The 17,390-nt window shown below is 53.2% G+C and carries 14 protein-coding genes; 6 read left to right on the top strand and 8 right to left on the bottom strand.

Annotated elements, in window-relative coordinates:
* Positions 1–98 precede the first annotated feature (98 nt).
* From J1836_RS05515 to def, 8 genes are all read right to left on the bottom strand, one after another.
* The gene (locus J1836_RS05515) at positions 99–1,550 is read right to left on the bottom strand and encodes a TrkH family potassium uptake protein (RefSeq protein ID WP_207250079.1); all 1,452 of its coding nucleotides are present in this window, start codon (positions 1,548–1,550) and stop codon (positions 99–101) included.
* A gap of 14 nt (positions 1,551–1,564) precedes the next feature.
* Complete coding sequence (gene trkA, locus J1836_RS05510; protein WP_207250078.1) at positions 1,565–2,938, bottom strand: Trk system potassium transporter TrkA; 1,374 nt, start codon at positions 2,936–2,938, stop codon at positions 1,565–1,567.
* An 8-nt stretch (positions 2,939–2,946) separates the two neighbouring features.
* Complete coding sequence (locus J1836_RS05505) at positions 2,947–4,329, bottom strand: sigma-54-dependent transcriptional regulator (RefSeq protein WP_207250077.1); 1,383 nt, start codon at positions 4,327–4,329, stop codon at positions 2,947–2,949.
* A gap of 7 nt (positions 4,330–4,336) precedes the next feature.
* The gene (locus tag J1836_RS05500) at positions 4,337–6,511 is read right to left on the bottom strand and encodes a sensor histidine kinase (RefSeq protein ID WP_207250076.1); all 2,175 of its coding nucleotides are present in this window, start codon (positions 6,509–6,511) and stop codon (positions 4,337–4,339) included.
* 79 nt (positions 6,512–6,590) lie between these two features.
* Positions 6,591–7,070 carry a DUF4390 domain-containing protein gene (locus tag J1836_RS05495; RefSeq protein WP_207250075.1) on the bottom strand — a complete coding sequence of 160 codons (480 nt, stop codon included), beginning with the start codon at positions 7,068–7,070 and terminating at the stop codon, positions 6,591–6,593.
* 10 nt (positions 7,071–7,080) lie between these two features.
* Complete coding sequence (gene rsmB, locus J1836_RS05490; RefSeq protein ID WP_207250074.1) at positions 7,081–8,379, bottom strand: 16S rRNA (cytosine(967)-C(5))-methyltransferase RsmB; 1,299 nt, start codon at positions 8,377–8,379, stop codon at positions 7,081–7,083.
* A complete protein-coding gene (gene fmt, locus J1836_RS05485) occupies positions 8,376–9,326 on the bottom strand; it encodes a methionyl-tRNA formyltransferase (protein WP_207250073.1) in 951 nt (316 codons plus the stop codon). Before fmt ends, rsmB begins: the two co-directional genes overlap by 4 nt.
* On the bottom strand, positions 9,323–9,865 hold the full coding sequence (gene def / locus J1836_RS05480; RefSeq protein ID WP_207250072.1) for a peptide deformylase: 543 nt from the start codon (positions 9,863–9,865) through the stop codon (positions 9,323–9,325). Before def ends, fmt begins: the two co-directional genes overlap by 4 nt.
* 96 nt (positions 9,866–9,961) lie before the next feature.
* Here def and J1836_RS05475 point away from each other — a divergent pair, with 96 nt between their 5' ends.
* The 6 genes from J1836_RS05475 (at position 9,962) to J1836_RS05450 (ending at position 17,366) form a co-directional block, all read left to right on the top strand.
* Complete coding sequence (locus tag J1836_RS05475) at positions 9,962–11,080, top strand: LysM peptidoglycan-binding domain-containing protein (RefSeq protein WP_207250071.1); 1,119 nt, start codon at positions 9,962–9,964, stop codon at positions 11,078–11,080.
* Between the two features lie 59 nt (positions 11,081–11,139).
* Positions 11,140–11,925, top strand: coding sequence for a DUF2189 domain-containing protein (locus tag J1836_RS05470; protein WP_207250070.1), 786 nt, complete (start codon positions 11,140–11,142; stop codon positions 11,923–11,925).
* Between the two features lie 181 nt (positions 11,926–12,106).
* Entirely contained in the window at positions 12,107–15,010 is a 2,904-nt protein-coding gene (locus J1836_RS05465) for a molybdopterin oxidoreductase family protein (RefSeq protein WP_207250069.1), read from the top strand.
* Entirely contained in the window at positions 15,007–15,738 is a 732-nt protein-coding gene (locus J1836_RS05460; protein WP_207250068.1) for a 4Fe-4S dicluster domain-containing protein, read from the top strand. The genes J1836_RS05465 and J1836_RS05460 overlap by 4 nt, the downstream gene beginning before the upstream one ends.
* Positions 15,739–15,751: 13 nt before the next feature.
* A complete protein-coding gene (locus J1836_RS05455) occupies positions 15,752–16,729 on the top strand; it encodes a dimethyl sulfoxide reductase anchor subunit family protein (RefSeq protein WP_207250067.1) in 978 nt (325 codons plus the stop codon).
* A 100-nt stretch (positions 16,730–16,829) separates the two neighbouring features.
* Entirely contained in the window at positions 16,830–17,366 is a 537-nt protein-coding gene (locus J1836_RS05450; protein ID WP_207250066.1) for a YaeQ family protein, read from the top strand.
* Positions 17,367–17,390: the final 24 nt, after the last annotated feature.

The raw sequence follows: 17,390 nt of genomic DNA, 5'->3' as shown, positions 1-17,390 counted from the left end.
GTGCACGTACTTCCTTGTGGCTCGGAGTATACCGAAGCTGTGCGGAGAGATATGGCGCAAGGGGATGAACGGTTTCCTCAGGCAGACACAGGGGTGTGTTACTTGCGCCAGAATGCGGGGGTTAGCAATACCAGTACAGTCATCAGCTCTAAGCGTCCCATGATCATGCACAGCGATAGCCACCATTTGGAAAAATCACTCAAGGGCGCGAAATTCGAGGCGACTCTGCCCAAGCCTAAGCCCATATTGTTAATGGTGGCGGCGACGGCTGAAAAGGCCGTCACTTGGTCTTCGCCATCCGCCATCAGCCCCAGCATGAATACCATGAAAAGGGAGGCGTAAATGAAGAAAAATCCCCACACGGCTTTGACGATTTGCTCATCCACCACCTGCCCATTGACCTTGATCGGCATGTGTGCCCGTGGGTGTACCAATAAATTGATTTCCCGAATCGCTTGCTTGAGGAGCAGCAAAAAGCGGATAGCTTTCATGCCGCCACCTGTTGACCCCGAACAGCCACCGCTGGTCACGAGTAAGGTAATAAACACTGGCAAAAACGTCGGCCAAACCGAATGGTCGCCAATAATCAGCCCCGTACTGGTCATCACCGAAACCACATGAAAAGCCGCATAACGCAGCGCATCAAACGCGTCAGGATAAGTACCGTACATGAATAAGCTAAGGGCGACGATGCCAATACTGACCACTGTCAGCAAGGTGTAAAAGCGGAATTCAGAGTCTTCGGCATACGGTTGAAGGGTAGCGTCACGCCACGCAATGAAATGCAGCCCAAAGTTTGCCCCTGCCAGAAACATGAAAAATATCGCGATGTAGTGGATAGTCGGGCTGTCAAAAAAAGCGAGGCTGGAATCGTGGTTGGAAAATCCACCCGTACCCAACACAGAGAAACTGTGCCCTACCGCGTCGAACCAGTCCATGCCCGCGAATCGGAAAGCAATGGCGCATAAAATGGTTAAGGCTAAATAGGTGTACCACAATAACTTCGCCGTTTCGGCAATGCGCGGTTCGAGCTTGGCATCTTTGATCGGACCTGGGGCTTCGGCTTTGTAGATTTGCATTCCCCCGACTCCCAACATCGGCAAAATCGCGACGGCTAATACGATAATACCCATGCCGCCCAACCAATGCAGCTCCATGCGCCAAAACAGAATGGAACGCGGGAACGCATCCAAGCCAATAAAAACGGTTGCGCCCGTCGTGGTTAAGCCTGACGCTGTTTCAAACACCGCATCGGTGAAACTGGCAGGGACTGCCTCTGCAAACACAAACGGCAACGCGCCCGCCAAACTCAAGACCACCCAAAATAGCGTAACAATCAAAAAGCCATCACGGGTACGCAATACTGCACGGGCGTGTCGTACCGGAGACCACAAAACTAGACCAACCCCCAACAAAATAGCGCCTGCCCACCCAAACGGGGCTAATTCAGGATCGCCCATTAACCAGCCGACCAAAATCGGCGGGAGCATGGTGAGGCTGAACACCATCAATAACAGACCGAAAATCCGCAGAATGACACTGAATTGCATAAGGGGGTATCAGCTTAAAAGTAATGGATGCCGACCTGAAACAGTTTTTCAACCGCAGGCACGTAGCGTTTATCGGTCACAAACATAATGATGTGATCGTCAGCGAGAATAATCGTATCGGTATTTGCCATCATGACATCCTCCTTACGTACCACTGCGCAAATGGTTGTGCCGGGGGGTAACTTGATTTCATCTAGCCGCCGCCCGACCACGCGGGAGGTTTTCCGGTCGCCGTGCGCAATGATTTCGAGCGCTTCGGCTGCCCCACGGCGTAAGGAATGCACCGCTACAATGTCGCCTCGGCGGATGTGGGTTAACAATGCGCCGATGGTGATTTGTTGCGGGGAAATGGCAATGTCGATATTGCTTTCCACTAAATCAATGTAGCTGAGGCGGTTGATCAAACACATCACGCGCTTTGCGCCTAGTCGTTTTGCGAGCATGGAGGAGAGGATATTGGCTTCATCGTCATTGGTGATGGCGATAAAGACATCGGTGTTTTCAATATTTTCTTCCGCTAGCAAGCTTTCATCGGCAGCATCGCCTTCGAGCACGATGGTTTTATCCAGCCGTTCGGCGAGTTTGGAGGCGCGAGCATTGTCTTTTTCGATGATTTTGACTTGATAGCGTGAATCTTCCAGCAAACGCGCCAAGCGATTGCCGATATTGCCGCCACCCGCCAGCATAATGCGCTTGTAGGGCTTATCCAGTTTGCGCAATTCGCTGATAATGGCGCGAATATGCTTAGGGCTAGCAATGAAAAACAGCTCATCACCCGCTTCAACGATGGTGCTTTCATTGAGAGTAATCGGTTTGCCTTTGCGAAACAGTGCGGCGACGCGAGCTTTCAGACCGGGCATGTGTTCGCGCATCTCCGTGAGCTGATGCCCGACCAACGGGCCGTCATGCAGGGCTTTCACGCCGACCATTTGTACCTTGCCGTTGGCAAAATCCAGCACTTGTAATGAACCGGGGTGCGTGAGCAATTGGAAAATGTGTTCCGTAACCAGTTGTTCGGGGCTGATTAGCACATCAATGGGGATAGCACCGCTGATAAACAGTTCCTTGCGATCCAGATAATGTGAGGAACGGATACGCGCAATTTTGGTGGGCGTATGGTAGAGCGTATGCGCGACCTGACACGCCATCATATTGATTTCATCACTGTTAGTGACGGCAATCAGCATGTCGGCATCTTCAATACCGGCGCGTTCTAGCACGCGGGGGTAGGAGGCTTGCCCCACTTCCACGCGCACATCGAGCTTTTCGCGCAAATCCCGCAAGGCGGCGGCATTGGTGTCCACAATGGTCACATCATTGTCTTCATGCGCAAGGGATGCAGCAACGGAGTGACCCACTTGCCCAGCACCTAGGATCAGGATTTTCATAGCTGCGTTTAGCGTCCGTATTTTTTCGGGTCGACATTGAGGGAACGCATTTTGCGGTACAAGTGAGTACGTTCCATTTTCACCTGATCCGCCAGCTTGCTGACATTGCCATCGGCTTGTTTAAGCTGGTAAATCAAATAATCGTGCTCAAATTGCTCGCGTGCTTGCCGCAGTGGCAAATCGAACAAACTTTCGGGAATGTGTCCGATTTCTTGGGCAAACACGGGGATGCGGGCGCCGACCGCTTCTTCCACTTCTTCCAGCGTGACTTCGGTATCTGTGCCCAGAATCAGCAAGCGTTGTACCAGATTGCGCAGTTCGCGGATATTGCCCGGCCACAGATGGTTACGCAGGAAATTTTGCGCCGCCAAGGAAATATGCCGATATGGCAAGCCATCTTGCGCGGTGAGAATATCAACGTAATGACTGAGCAATTCCGGCACATCTTCGGGGTGTTCGCGCAGTGGTGGGATCAATAGCGGCACAACATTCAGCAAGTAATACAGCTCTTCGTTGAATTTGCCGCCTTTGACATCATCCTGCAAATCGTGGGAAGAGGACACCATCAAGGTAATATCCATGTCCACCCAGTCATTGCCGCCGACGCGCAGGTAACGGTTTTCCTTGAGCGCATTCAGCAAGCGGTGTTGCGCATCATTATCCAGCTCAAAGATTTCTGCCAGAAACAGCACGCCGCCATTGGCTTCATCCAGCAAGCCGTATTGGACTTTGCCGTGGTCTTCGCGCCCAAACAGCAGGTGGCTGAGGGTATTGGTCGCGTCTTTATTGCTGGAAAAAGCGGCGCGTACAAATGGGCGTTGCTTGCGGTTGCTTAGCGCGTGCAAGTGGCGGGCGAACGTTTCCTTGCCCGCCCCCGGTTCGCCGTACAGCAATACACGGCTGTCATGTTGGGCAATGCGTCTGGCTTGTTCGCGCAACCGCTGCATGGTTTGGCTGCCGCCGACGGGTTCGAGTGAGCCGACCATTTGCTTGCGCAAGCCGCGATTTTCCTTTTCCAACTGGCTGGCACGCAGCGCATTGCTGATGGTCAGCAGCATTTTTGCCATCGACAACGGCTTTTCGATGAAATCGTGTGCGCCGAGTTTGGTGGCTTCCACGGCGGTTTCAATCGTGCCATGCCCGGACATCATAATGACAGGGCAGCACAGCGTGTCGTTTTCACGCCATTCTTTGAGCAGGGAAATGCCGTCTTGCCCCGGCATCCAAATATCGAGCAAGACCAAATCGGGTTTGCGGCTGCGGTGCAATTCCTTGGCTTTGGCGGCGTTTTCGGCGGTGACGACGCGGTAGCCTTCGTCCTCCAGAATTTCACTGACAAGCTGGCGAATATCCGGCTCATCGTCTACGACCATGATGTACTGTGCTGTCATTGTTTCCCTACTCCTGTGTCAGTGGCAACTTCACGCTAATGATAGCACCGCCGTTGTCATGATTGCGTGCGGTGAGGTGTCCACCGTGTTCTTCGACGATTTTTTTAACGATGGCTAACCCTAGCCCCGTGCCTTTGTGCTTGCTGGTGACGTAAGGCTCGAACAAGCGTGGCAATAATTCCGCCGGAATCCCTAAGCCATTATCGTGCACGTTGAGGATAACGTGTTTGGCATCCGCTGACGCTTGCGTGCTGATGGTCACGCACGCTGGGCTGACGTGATGCTCTTCGAGGGCTTCCAGCGCGTTTTTGATTAGGTTGACCAGCAGTTGGCGCAGGCGATGCACATCCAAGCGCAAGGTGGGTAAGCCGGTTGCCAATTGCACCTGAATTTGCACTTGCCCTTCGTTAAGGCGGTATAACTCGGCAACGTCCAACACCAGCGCGTTCAAATCGACGCGTTGCAAATGCAGGCTGGGGGCGCGGGCGTAATCGCTGAACGCATTCACCATCGACTTCAAATTATCGACTTGCTGGATAATGGTATTGGTCATGCGGCTGAGGAAGCTGGCGGATTCGGTGCTGAGTTCGCCTGACAATTTGCGACTTAAGCGTTCCGCCGACAATTGGATCGGGGTGAGCGGGTTTTTGATTTCGTGTGCCAGCCGCCGTGCCACTTCACCCCATGCGGCATCGTGTTCGGATTGAATCAGGTCAGTCACGTCATCAAACACCAGCACTGAGCCTTGCAAGCCTGCTGTGCCCGTGGGCAAGGATGCACCCCGACACACCAAAATCAAGCGCCCTTTATCGGTATTTAGGGTAATTTCTGCCTGCCATTCTTGACCCGATTGCATGTCTTTCCAATGGGTTTGCACCATGTCTAAAAACGGTTGCAGCACGGGAAGGTCAGTGCCGAGTTCGGCTAAGGGTTTGCCAACTTGCCCTAACAGCGGTTGTTGCAGGATATTGCTCGCGGCGGAATTGGCACGGCGCACAATGCCATTTTCATCCAAAGTCAGTACGCCGGAGGATAAATGTTCCAATACCACATGCAGATAATCGTGTTCTTGTTGTAATTGGCGGCGGGCTTGTTCGCGTTCCGCCCGCGCATCCGAGAGGCGCTTGGTCATGGTATTGAACGACATGGCTAACATGCTGAAGTCGTCGCGTTCCGACACGGGGATTTTTTTATCCAAATCCCCTGCTGCCACGGCGAGTGTGCCTTCCACCAAATTGCGCACGGGGCGGGTAATGCGGCGGGCAAACACAAACGCTGCCCACAAGGAAAACAAGGTGCTCAATACCATCAGGCTGAGAATAGTGAGGCGAAACACATTTTTGACAATCTCGCGCCCGTGCAATTGTTTTGAATAGTCCAGCACGGCTTTTTGCACACTATCGGCAAGTTCTTTTTCTTTTTCACCCACCCGGAAACGTGCCGTCAAAATCGCACTGAATTCATTGTCGCGCCCGTAGCGTACATTTAAAGCTACACGCGAAAACAATTTATCATCCCCTTCGGGTTCAAGAGCGTAGTAGTCATTCCGCACTTGCAGCGCCCGGAAGATACTAATATCCAGTTTGTGCGGAATCAGGGTTTCAGTATCTTCCAGTGCCATTGCCAGCAATTTCTGGGAATTGTCCAGTAGCAAGATTTCACTGGCGTTGAGATTAACCAATTGTTCCAACATCGGCGGGATTTCTTGCAACTCTTTGCCATGCAGCGAGGGGCGGAAACGTTTTAAGGTGGCAAGGTATTGGCGGCTGCTGCTTTCCAATGCCAATTGGCTGAGTTCGAGCGAGTCACGCAGGGCGCTGCCAATCGAGGCTTCAAACCAACGGTCAATACGTGGGCCAATCAGTTGGATGGCAAACAACGACACAAACAGCACCGGCAGTAAGGTCAACACCAAAAAACCTTGCATCAACCGCAGGGTAAAGCGTGAACCGGCTTGTTTGGTGCGCCATTCGTTGAACATGCGCACCATATTGGCGACAGTCGTAACACTCAGCAATACCAGCAATACCACACTGAAGTAGAGATACCAGTCGCCGTAATGCTCTAAGTTTTTCGGGGTAAGTGTGAGAAAATTAAGCAGAACTAGCGATGCCAGTAGCAACAGGAACACCAGTGCTAAGGGCAACCACTGCCACACGCGGCTTTTTAGGGTATCGGCCACAACACTCCATCACTTTCTAGTGTGTAGTCATCAGAGAACAAGGCTTTGAGTTTCAGGGGCAAGGCTAACGATTGTTGCGTCAGAGTCGCATCCACAAAAATGGCGGCGTTATCCCCCACGCATCATTGGGTAAACGCGGCAATGTGTATTCCGTTAACGTACCCATATACGCCACTGCCGCAGGCAAGTTGGGGAAGTTGCGGTTTTCATCGGTGTCTTTACGCATCACTTGGTATTGCTTACTGAGTGGATGGTATTTTAGCTCAGTTTTTACAATAGCCAGCGGTTTTTGGGTATTCCACCACCACGTATTATGCCATTCGAGGGTAAAACGGGTTTCGTTTTCCAGCGTTAAACCGTTGAGCAAGCCTTCACGCAAGTCTTCGCTTAAGTCGTAATCGAGTTTGAGGTTGGTGATTAAGGTTTTCGGTTTCTGGAGTCGAATCGAAAATTCACTGAAGTGAATAGCATCCTCCGCCGCCAGTGCTTGCCCCATGAGACTGAGGAGCAATAGCCCCCCGCAGAAACGTGCTGTTATTAAACGCTTTATTGTAGTCACTGTTTGCTTCCTACCCTGCTTTGCACAACAGGGCGTAGTAAAACCCATCCGTGGCATGTTCGCCCGGTAGCAGTTGCCGACCAGCAGGTTGTTCCCGACCCCAGACCGCACTCATTGGCTCAAGGGTAGCGTCGGGCTGTTTTGCCAGAAAGGCTTCGACCTGACGACTGTTTTCCTCCGGCAGGATTGAGCACGTCGCATACAGCAACAAGCCGCCGGGACGTAAAGTATGCCATAAATTGTTCAATAATTGCTCTTGTTCTTGCTGCAACTCGGCAATATCGCTGTCGCGACGTAAGACTTTAATGTCAGGATGGCGGCGAATTACGCCCGTGGCAGAACACGGCGCGTCTAGCAGGATGCGGTCGAATAATTTCCCATCCCACCACGCCGCCGTGTCTCCCGCGTCCGCCGTAACCAATTCGGCGTGCAAGTGCAAGCGGGTCAGGTTTTCGGTGACGCGTTTGAGGCGTGCTTCGCTTTCATCAATGGCGATGAGATGTAAGCCGTCGGTACGTTCCAGCAAGTGGCTGGTTTTGCCACCGGGGGCGGCACACGCATCTAACACACGCATTCCGGCTTGGCAATCCAGCAATTGCGCGGCGAGTTGCGCGGCTGCATCTTGCACCGACACCGTGCCGCTGAAAAAGCCGGGAAGTTGTTCAACACCGACCGGCGTTTGCAAAATCAGGGCGCTATCCACTACGGGGACAAGCTCCGCCGCAATGCCAGCCTCTTGCAACAAGGCTTGATACGCCGCTGTGGTTTGCACGCGTTGATTCACCCGCAAGGTCATTGGTGCGTGCGTATTGCTGGCACTGAGGATGTCCGCCCAATCGTCTGTCCACGCGATTTGAATGCGTTTAAGCAGCCAGTCGGGGAAGGCGTAACGTGCCGTGACACTGCTATCCGCTTGTACCAACAGTTCGGCTTGTTGGCGAATGAAAGTGCGCAATACGCCATTCACCAGTTTGCCCGCCCAGTCTTTTTTGAGCTTTTTGGTGGCTTTAACGGTTTCGTTGACGGCGGCGTGATCGGGTTTACGCTGGTAAATGAGCTGGTACAAGCCAATGCGCAACAGGCATTCCACATCCTTATCCGCTGCTTTTAAGGCTTTTTTTACCAGCTTTTTGAGGATGGCGCTTAAACGCTCATGCCAGCGCAATGTGCCGAAGCACATGTCACGCAGCAAGGCTTGATCTTGCGGATTGAGATTGGCAACGGCTCGGTCTTGCAGCACTTCGGTGAGGGATTCGCCTTCGTAAATGACGCGTTGCAAACACAGCGCCGCCGTGGCGCGGGCGCTCACAGTTGCACCCCTAGCAAGGAACGTCCGTTGAGGAATTGCTCTGCCGTTAAGCGTTTACCACCGGGGAGTTGCAGACTCAGGATGCGAACGACACCATCGCCCGTGGCAATGTCGATGCCGGATTTGCTTTCGGCAATGACCGTGCCGGGGGGAGAAGAATTACCCCCCATCCCCAGCCCTTCCCCCGCAAGGGGTGAAGGGAGCGAAGAGGCGAAGAGGCGCAAGGGTTGCCCTTCGTATAAGGTAAACGCCACCGGATACGCATCGAAGGCGCGGATGGTGCGGTCAATAACTGCCGCTGATTGTGTCCAGTCGATTTGCGCTTCTGCCTTGGTGAGTTTATGGGCGTAATTGGCGAGGGTGTCGTCTTGCACCTCTGGTTGCAGCTTGCCTGCCTCCAGCACGTCCAAGGTGTGCAGCAATGCGCTTGCGCCAAGGGCTGCGAGTTTGTCGTGGATGCTTTGCCCGCCATCCGTCGCGGTAATCGGGCAGACGACTTTGTAAAGCATGTCGCCGGTATCCAGCCCCGCTGCCATTTGCATAATGGTCACGCCAGTTTCGGTGTCGCCCGTTTGAATGGCGCGGTGAATCGGTGCTGCCCCGCGCCAGCGCGGTAATAATGAGCCGTGGATATTCAGGCAACCGTAGCGTGGAATATCCAATACCACTTGCGGCAAAATCAGCCCGTAGGCGGCGACGATCAGCACATCCGGCGCGTAAGCTCGCAGCTTATCCTGCTCTTCCACGGCTTTCAGGGAAAGCGGCTGTTCGACCGGAATGCCTGCCTCCACCGCCACTTGTTTCACCGCGCCAAAGGTGAGCTTGCGTCCACGCCCTGCCGGACGGTCAGGCTGGCAATACACCGCGACAACTTCATGAGCGGATGCGAGCAAGGCTTGCAAGGCGGGGACAGCAAATTCGGGCGTGCCTGCGTACACAATTCTCATGAATTCGCTGCCTTTGCTGCATTACGTGCGGCTTTTTGCGCTTGGTCTTTTTCCCACTTTTGTACCACTTTACGGGCTTTTTGCTGCTTGGGTGTGGAGAGGTAATCGACGAAGAGCTTGCCTTCTAAATGATCAATTTCGTGTTGGACGCAGATGGCTAGCAATTCGTCGGCATCGCGTTCAAACACATTGCCGTCAAGATCCAGTGCACGGAAGCGGATGCGTTCCGCCCGCGTGACTTTTTCGTAGTAATCGGGGACGGAAAGGCAGCCTTCTTCGTGTTCAAGCTGCCCTTCTTTGGAAACGATTTCGGGGTTGATTAGGCACAGCGGCGCATCCTTATTTTCTGACACATCAATGGTAATGATGCGTTGGTGGATGTTGACCTGTGTGGCTGCCAGCCCAATGCCTTGGTTGGCGTACATGGTTGCAAACATATCATCCACTATTTTGCGGATGCTGGCGTTGACGGTGGCAACGGGGGCTGCTTTCTTGCGTAAACGCGGGTCGGGATGGTGTAAAATCGCTAGTTTTGCCATTGTAAATACCGAAAATCTAAAAGTTCTGAATGTTGTTCAGGCTGTAGTTTATTATAACCCGCACATCCAACCCATAATAAAGCCAAGGATACCACCATGCGGCATTCTTCCACCGTTTTCTTAAAAACCCTGTGCCTGAGTATCGGCACAGTGCTGGCGCTGAGTGCGTGCAGTACCACTACCATGTCTAGCCCACGCAGCGGCACCGATCCTTACGATAAGTATTATGGGCAAACGACTGCACAATCAAGTGATGTGGTTGATTCCGGTAGTATTATTGTTAACCCGTCTGCCCCCCAAACCTACACCGTGAAAAAAGGCGATACCTTGTGGGGTATTGCACGTAAGTTTTTGCATACGCCGTGGCATTGGCCAGAAATCTGGGATAAAAACCAGCGCGTGGCGAATCCGCATCAGCTTTACCCCGGCGATGTGCTGACGTTGGATTATGCGGGGGGCGGGTCGGGTAATAAACTCCAGCCGCGCATCCGCGTGGATCAGCGCGGTCAAGGCGAGCCGATTGCCACACTAGCGCCGTTCACGGTCTGGCCGCGTGTGTTGGATGAAGCCACTATTAAAAATGCGCCGTATATTTTGGCTTCCCGCGATGATCATGCCTTGATTGCGGAAGGCGAAACCATTTACGTGAAAAACTTGCGCAATACCCAAGTGGGCGAACGCTGCGCAATTTTCCATCCGAATGAAGCCTTACATGACCCGCACACGGGCGCATTGCTGGGCTATGAAGTGACGTATGGCGGGTTCAGCCGCGTGGAGCGGGTGGATAGCACCTCCACCGCCACGGTGTTGGATGCGCAACGTGAAATCCGCAAAGGTGACCGTTTGTTTACTGCTGTCGATGAAGTGGATCAGTTGCAAGGCGTGATTCATGCGCCGACCCACAAAGTGCGCGGTGACATTGTGTCGTTGTTTGATGCGGAAGAGATTGCTGGTAACTACATGGTTGCTGTCATTAACCAAGGAATACGCGATCGGATTGAGGTCGGGCATACGCTGGGGGTTTACACCCAAGGCCGGTATGTAGTGGATGAGGTCGAATCGTGCAAGAAAAAATCCGGCGCGGTATGCAGTCAGTTGCCACCGGAAAAAGTCGCCAATTTAGTGATTTATAAGGTCACGGATCGGGTGAGTTACGGCTTGGTGATGGATGCTAGCCGCGAAGTGCGCAATGGGGATCAAATCGGCAATCCTTAAGGTGAAGTAGGCGTGTATTATACTGCTTAAGATGAAAATCCCTTAAGGAGTAAATGATAATGATGCAGCCGATCAGCACCGAACAGCCCTTCACTGAATACCCCGTGCGTCAGGTGACGCTTGCCGATATTCCTAAGTGGCTAAGCCAAGGGTGGGATGATTTTAAAGCGAATCCCTTGTCTAGCCTGTTGTATGGAGCGATTTTTGCGGGGGTGGGGATTGTGATGGGGTTTTTTTCCATCAACAATCCTGGCTTTTATGTGGCGGAAGCGGCGGGGTTTATGTTGCTGGGGCCGTTCCTTGCGCTGGGTTTGTATGATATGAGTTACCGCCGTGCCCAAGGTGAGCCGACGCGATTTGTGCTGTCTGCGGTGGCGTTGCTGCGTAATCCGGTCAATTTGACTTTGTACGCGGTGTTTTTGGGAATGCTGATGTTGTTGTGGCTGGGCATGTCTTCAGTGGTGATGAGCTTGTTTTTTGGCGATTTGCCTGTTGCGGAACAAACTTACATGGGATTTGTTAATTTGTTGTTGGCAACGAAAATTGGTTGGTTGTTTACGCTGGCGTTTTTGTCGGTGGGGCTGATGTTCGCGCTGGTGTCGTTTGTGACCGGCGTGGCGACTGTGCCGATGTTGCTGGAGCGTAAGGTGAGTTTGGTGACGGCACTGAATACCAGCATTCGCGCTATCCTTGCCAATTGGAAGGTGATGGTGTGGTGGGCGGCGACGATTGCGGTGATTATCGGGCTGGGGATTTTGACGTTTGATGTTGGGTTGGTTATTGCTATGCCGTTGATTTCGTATGCGAGTTGGCACGCTTACCGCGATATGGTTGAAGCGGTATAAGCCACTATCCCTTCTGTAATAGCCTTTTTGAAAGTAACGCTACCTCTTGTGGGTAGCGCTGTCTTCCCATAGAAAAAATCTATTGATATAGATAATCTTTATGATTGATTCCTTGACCTATCTCAAGCACTATCGGCGTAACGCTGTATTTCAGTAATTCATTATTTAGTTACGTACTGATATGACTACCCAAACAAATCAAGCAACCGAAATCAAAAGCACCACTTGCTACATGTGTGCTTGCCGCTGCGGCATCAATGTCCACCTCAAAAATGGTGAGGTGAAATACATTGAGGGCAACCCCGACCATCCGCTCAATAAGGGCGTGATTTGTGCCAAGGGTTCATCCGGCATTATGAAGCAGTATTCACCTGCCCGCCTGACCACGCCGTTGCGCCGCAAAGCCAACGCGACCCGTGGCGAAGGGCAATTTGAAGCGATTACGTGGGAAGAAGCCTTCGACACCCTCGAAACCCGTCTGCGCCACATCCGTGCCACTGACCCGAAAAAGTTCGGGCTATTCACCGGACGTGACCAGATGCAAGCCCTCACCGGCTTGTTCGCCAAGCAATTCGGTACGCCGAACTACGCCGCACACGGTGGCTTCTGCTCCGTCAATATGGCGGCAGGCATGATCTACACCATCGGCGGTTCGTTCTGGGAATTCGGTGGCCCCGACCTGCATCACGCCAAATTGTTCGTGATGATCGGCACGGCGGAAGATCACCATTCCAACCCGCTGAAAATCGAGTTGGCGGAATTCAAGCGCAACGGCGGACGCATGATTGCGATCAACCCGGTGCGCACGGGTTACGCAGCGGTGGCGGATGAGTGGATTCCGATCCGCCCCGGCACAGATGGTGCATTGCTGCTGGCGATTACGCGTGAAATCATCGAGCAAGGTTTGTATGACCGCGACTTCGTGGTGAATTACACCAACGGCCCCGAACTGGTCAATCTTGACCCGAACAACCGCGAATACGGCATGTTCCTGCGCTTTGAAGTGCCGTTGGAAGAAGGCTGTTTTGATCCGCAAAACAAGCTGTGGTGGGATAAAGACCTCAATAAGCCGATTTCGACGCACACACCGGGTGCCGACCCATTCCTCATTGGCGAATTCAAGCTCAAAGATGGCACACCGGTTAAACCCGCGTTCCAATTGCTGCGCGAGCGGGTCGAATCGTACACGGCGGAATGGGCGGAAGACATTACCGGTATTCCGGCGGCGACCATCAAGCGCTTGGCGCACGAGATGGGTATTACAGCGCGTGACCAGAAAATCGAATTGCCGATTGCGTGGACAGACGTGTGGGGCAATGAGCATGATCACGTTACGGGTAATCCGGTCGCGTTCCATGCCATGCGTGGCTTGGCGGCGCATTCCAACGGTTTCCAAAGCATTCGCGCACTCAGCATCCTGATGTCGTTGCTGGGGACGATTGACCGTCCCGGTGGTTTCCGCCACAAAGCGCCGTATCCGCGCCCGATTCCGCCTTGCCCGAAAACGGGTACGTCGCCGGATGCGGTCAAGCCGAATACGCCGCTGGACGGGATGCCACTCGGCTGGCCTGCCGACCCCGATGATTTGTTCGTCGATGATGCGGGCGAACCGGTGCGGATCGACAAAGGTTTCTCGTGGGAATACCCGCTGTCGGTGCACGGTTTGATGCACAATGTCATTACCAATGCATGGCGCGGCGACCCATACAAGCTCGATACCTTGCTGATTTTCATGGCGAATATGGCGTGGAACTCGTCGATGAACACCACCGAAGTCCGCGACATGCTCAAGGACAAGGATGAGAACGGCGACTACAAAATCCCGTTTCTGGTGGTGTGCGATGCGTTCCATTCGGAAATGACAGCGTTTGCGGATTTGATCTTGCCGGATACCACCTATCTGGAACGTTACGATGTCATGTCGATGTTGGATCGTCCGATTTCTGAATACGACGGCCCTGTTGATTCGGTGCGGATTCCGATTTTGCCACCGACGGGGCAGTGCAAGCCGTTCCAAGAAGTATTGATTGAGTTGGGTTCACGCCTTGGCTTCCCCGCGTTTACCGATGCGAAGGGCAAGCGTAAGTTTAAAGACTACCCCGATTTCATTATCAATTTTGAAACCGCACCGGGGTCTGGCATTGGTTTCTTGAGCGGTTGGCGCGGGCAAAACGGTCAGAAAACCATGCGTGGCGAACCCAACCCGAATCAGTGGGAACAGTACGCCAAAAACAATTGTATGCACCACCACGTCATGCCGAAATCCTACCAGTACATGCGTAACTGGAACGAAGGCTACCTGCAATGGGCGAAGGCTAACGGTCTGACCCGTCACGCTGAGCCGATCAATATTCACCTGTATTCTGAAGTGCTGCACAAATTCCGTCGTGCCGCGCAAGGCATTTCGCACGGCAAGCAGCCGCCGGAACGCTTGCGTAAACGGGTGGAACGTTTCTTCGATGCGCTACCGTTTTACCACGAGCCGCTCGAAAACGAGATGATCAATAAGCAAGATTTCCCGCTCAGTGCCTTAACGCAGCGTCCGATGGCGATGTATCACTCGTGGGATTCGCAGAATGCGTGGTTGCGGCAGATTCACGCGCACAACTATTTGCACATGCACCCCAGTGTCGGCGAAAAGTACGGCTTTGAAGACGGCGATTGGATTTGGGTGGAATCCACCCACGGGCGCGTGCGTTGCGAAGCACGTTACTCGCAATCGGTCGAGCCGAACACGGTGTGGACGTGGAACGCCATTGGTAAAGCCTCTGGTGCATGGGGTCTGGAAAAAGATGCCAACGAATGCACCCGTGGTTTCTTGCTGAATCACATTATCGGCGAAGAGCTGCCGAATCAGGCGGAAGGCGAGCATATCTCCAACTCCGACCCGATCACGGGGCAGGCGGCGTGGTTCGATGTGCGCGTTAAAGTCTACAAGGCGGATAAGAAAGACCAAGGTTCAACTTTCCCACAATTCCCGACCCAGCCGCGTTACCCCGGCATGGCGAAGCCTGTGGGTAAATGGCAGACCTTTATCGGTGGTTCTGGTCTGTTTAAGAATCGGTTTAAAAGGGGTGAAGCATGACCCAGTTAGCGTTAGTCATTGACTTAAATGTGTGCGTGGGTTGTAGCGCCTGCGTCACCAGTTGCAAAGAGTGGAACACCTCCAGCGAAGGCGGCGGTGGTATGGTGGACAAAAACCCGTATGGCAAAGACCCGACGGGGACGTTTTTCAACCGCGTGCAAACCTTTGAAGTGGGCGAATACCCCAACGTGGAAACGGTGCATTTCCCGAAAAGCTGTTTGCATTGCGAAGATCCACCGTGCGTGCCGGTTTGCCCGACAGGAGCCAGCTACAAGCGCAAGGAAGACGGCATTGTGCTGGTCGATTACGACAAATGCATCGGCTGCAAGTATTGCTCGTGGGCTTGCCCTTACGGTGCGCGTGAAATCGACGAAAAGCAGAAGGTCATGAAGAAATGCACCTTGTGCGTGGATCGGATTTACGACACCAGCTTGCGCGAAGATCGCCGCAAACCGGCGTGTGTGTTGGCTTGCCCAACCAGTGCGCGGCTGTTTGGTGATGTGCATGACCCGATGTCAGCCGTGTCGGTGGCAATTAATGAACGTGGCGGTTATCAGTTGATGCCGGAATGGGGGACGCGCCCGTCTAACCATTACCTGCCTCGGCGTAAGATGAAGTCTCAGGTGACTGAGGAATCCTTGAACCGTATTGATAACCCGTTGAAGAAAGAAGAACAGCGTGCGCCGGTCAGCTCTGACTTGCCATCGTTGGACGACTTCCTGTTCTAAGGAGATTGGATTTATGCATCCTGCTTTTTCGGTCATTTTTTTGACCACATTGATTGGTGCGGGTCAGGGCTTGTTTCTGGCGCTGTACACGGGTCAGGTTTACAACACGTTTGGGGTGGTGGGTGATGTTATGCCGCCGCAGCCCTTGTACATTGCTGGCACGGTCATCGTGACGTTGCTCATGGCGTTGGGTTTGTTTGCGTCGTTTTTCCATTTAGGAAGACCGGAACGGGCATGGCGAGCAGCGACCATGTGGCGTACTTCCTGGTTGGCGCGTGAAGTGATTGTGTTGCCAGCGTTTGCGGGGACGGCGTTTCTTTGGGGTGCGTTGCACTATTTCGGGATTGATCCGGTCGTTTTTACTACGGGTACGGTAGAAGTCAAACTGACCTTGTTGGTGGGTTTGGTGGCGGGTGTGCTGGCGTTCTTGCTGTATGTGTGTACGGGGATGATTTACGCGGCGATCAAATTCATTCAGGAATGGGCAACACCGCTGACGATTGTTAACTACACGCTGTTGGGTTTGGCATCGGGGTTCTCACTGGCTGCCGCGCTGAGTGCGTATTACTGTAGCAGCTTGGTAGATGCGTATGCGTTGTGGGCGTTAGTGTTTACCTTGGTGGGCTTTGTGAGCCGTATATTTGCGTTGCGTCGTAATGGTCGCCTCAAGTATAAGAGCACGGCTTGTACCGCCATTGGGGTACGCCACCCGAAGATTACCCAGATTTCACAGGGGGCGATGGGCGGCTCGTTTAATACCCGTGAGTTTTTCCATCACAAAACGCCGCAGTTCATGCAGGCGATCAAGGTGTTTTTCTTGATTATGGCGTTTATTGTGCCAGTGACGCTGGTGGTGATTGGTTGGTCGAATCAGTTTGCGCTGGTGTTGCTGGCGGCAGCGTTGATTCAGTATGTGGGGTTGCTGGCGGAGCGCTGGTTCTTCTTCGCACAGGCGAATCATCCGCAGAATCTTTACTATCAGGCAACGTGAGTTGGTTGGTGGTGAGTGATCGTGAAAACGCCCGCATCAGCGGGCGTTTTTGTTAGTATGCGCACGCACCGTTCCAGCAACGCAACAGACAAGGTTCACCGTGGCAATCAAACCAACCATTTACAAAGCCAGAATTTCGTTATCGGATATGGAACGTAATTACTACGATTCCCTGAATCTGACCATTGCCCAGCATCCCTCCGAAACGCTGGAGCGCATGATGGTGCGTATTTTGGCGTATTGCCTTAATGCTCAGGAGGGGATTGAGCTAACCAAAGGGCTGGAAGACGTGGAAGAACCCGCCATTTGGGTACGCACGATGGATGAGCAAATCGCTCTGTGGATTGATTTGGGCGAACCTACGCCAGAGCGCGTCAAAAAGGCGACGCATCGGGCGCGAGCGGTGCGTGTTTACAGCTTTAACAGCAAGTCGGATGTCTGGTGGTCACAAAATGTGAAGAAGTTTAGTCAGTTGGATGCTGCGTTTTACCGCTTTCCCGCAGAAGAAATTGAAGCGTTGGCGGCGTTGGTGAGCCGCACGATGGATTTGTCGATCACGATTACCGGCGATTCTGCTTATGTTGCGGGGGATAAGGGTGAGGTCGAGGTTCACTGGGACGTATTGCAGGCGCGGTAGTGACCATCAGGGTCACTACCCACA

Origin of the sequence: Thiothrix fructosivorans (assembly GCF_017349355.1) — a bacterium.
Taxonomy (GTDB): domain Bacteria; phylum Pseudomonadota; class Gammaproteobacteria; order Thiotrichales; family Thiotrichaceae; genus Thiothrix; species Thiothrix fructosivorans.
This window is presented reverse-complemented; position numbering and strand designations above follow the sequence as displayed.

Excerpts from the sequence above, each read along its gene's own strand:
- J1836_RS05515 (WP_207250079.1), bottom strand. The coding sequence starts at position 1,550 with ATGCAATTCAGTGTCATTCTGCGGATTTTCGGTCTGTTATTGATGGTG.
- trkA (WP_207250078.1), bottom strand. The coding sequence starts at position 2,938 with ATGAAAATCCTGATCCTAGGTGCTGGGCAAGTGGGTCACTCCGTTGCT.
- J1836_RS05505 (WP_207250077.1), bottom strand. The coding sequence starts at position 4,329 with ATGACAGCACAGTACATCATGGTCGTAGACGATGAGCCGGATATTCGC.
- fmt (WP_207250073.1), bottom strand. The coding sequence starts at position 9,326 with ATGAGAATTGTGTACGCAGGCACGCCCGAATTTGCTGTCCCCGCCTTG.
- def (WP_207250072.1), bottom strand. The coding sequence starts at position 9,865 with ATGGCAAAACTAGCGATTTTACACCATCCCGACCCGCGTTTACGCAAG.
- J1836_RS05475 (WP_207250071.1), top strand. The coding sequence starts at position 9,962 with ATGCGGCATTCTTCCACCGTTTTCTTAAAAACCCTGTGCCTGAGTATC.
- J1836_RS05470 (WP_207250070.1), top strand. The coding sequence starts at position 11,140 with ATGATGCAGCCGATCAGCACCGAACAGCCCTTCACTGAATACCCCGTG.
- J1836_RS05465 (WP_207250069.1), top strand. The coding sequence starts at position 12,107 with ATGACTACCCAAACAAATCAAGCAACCGAAATCAAAAGCACCACTTGC.
- J1836_RS05460 (WP_207250068.1), top strand. The coding sequence starts at position 15,007 with ATGACCCAGTTAGCGTTAGTCATTGACTTAAATGTGTGCGTGGGTTGT.
- J1836_RS05455 (WP_207250067.1), top strand. The coding sequence starts at position 15,752 with ATGCATCCTGCTTTTTCGGTCATTTTTTTGACCACATTGATTGGTGCG.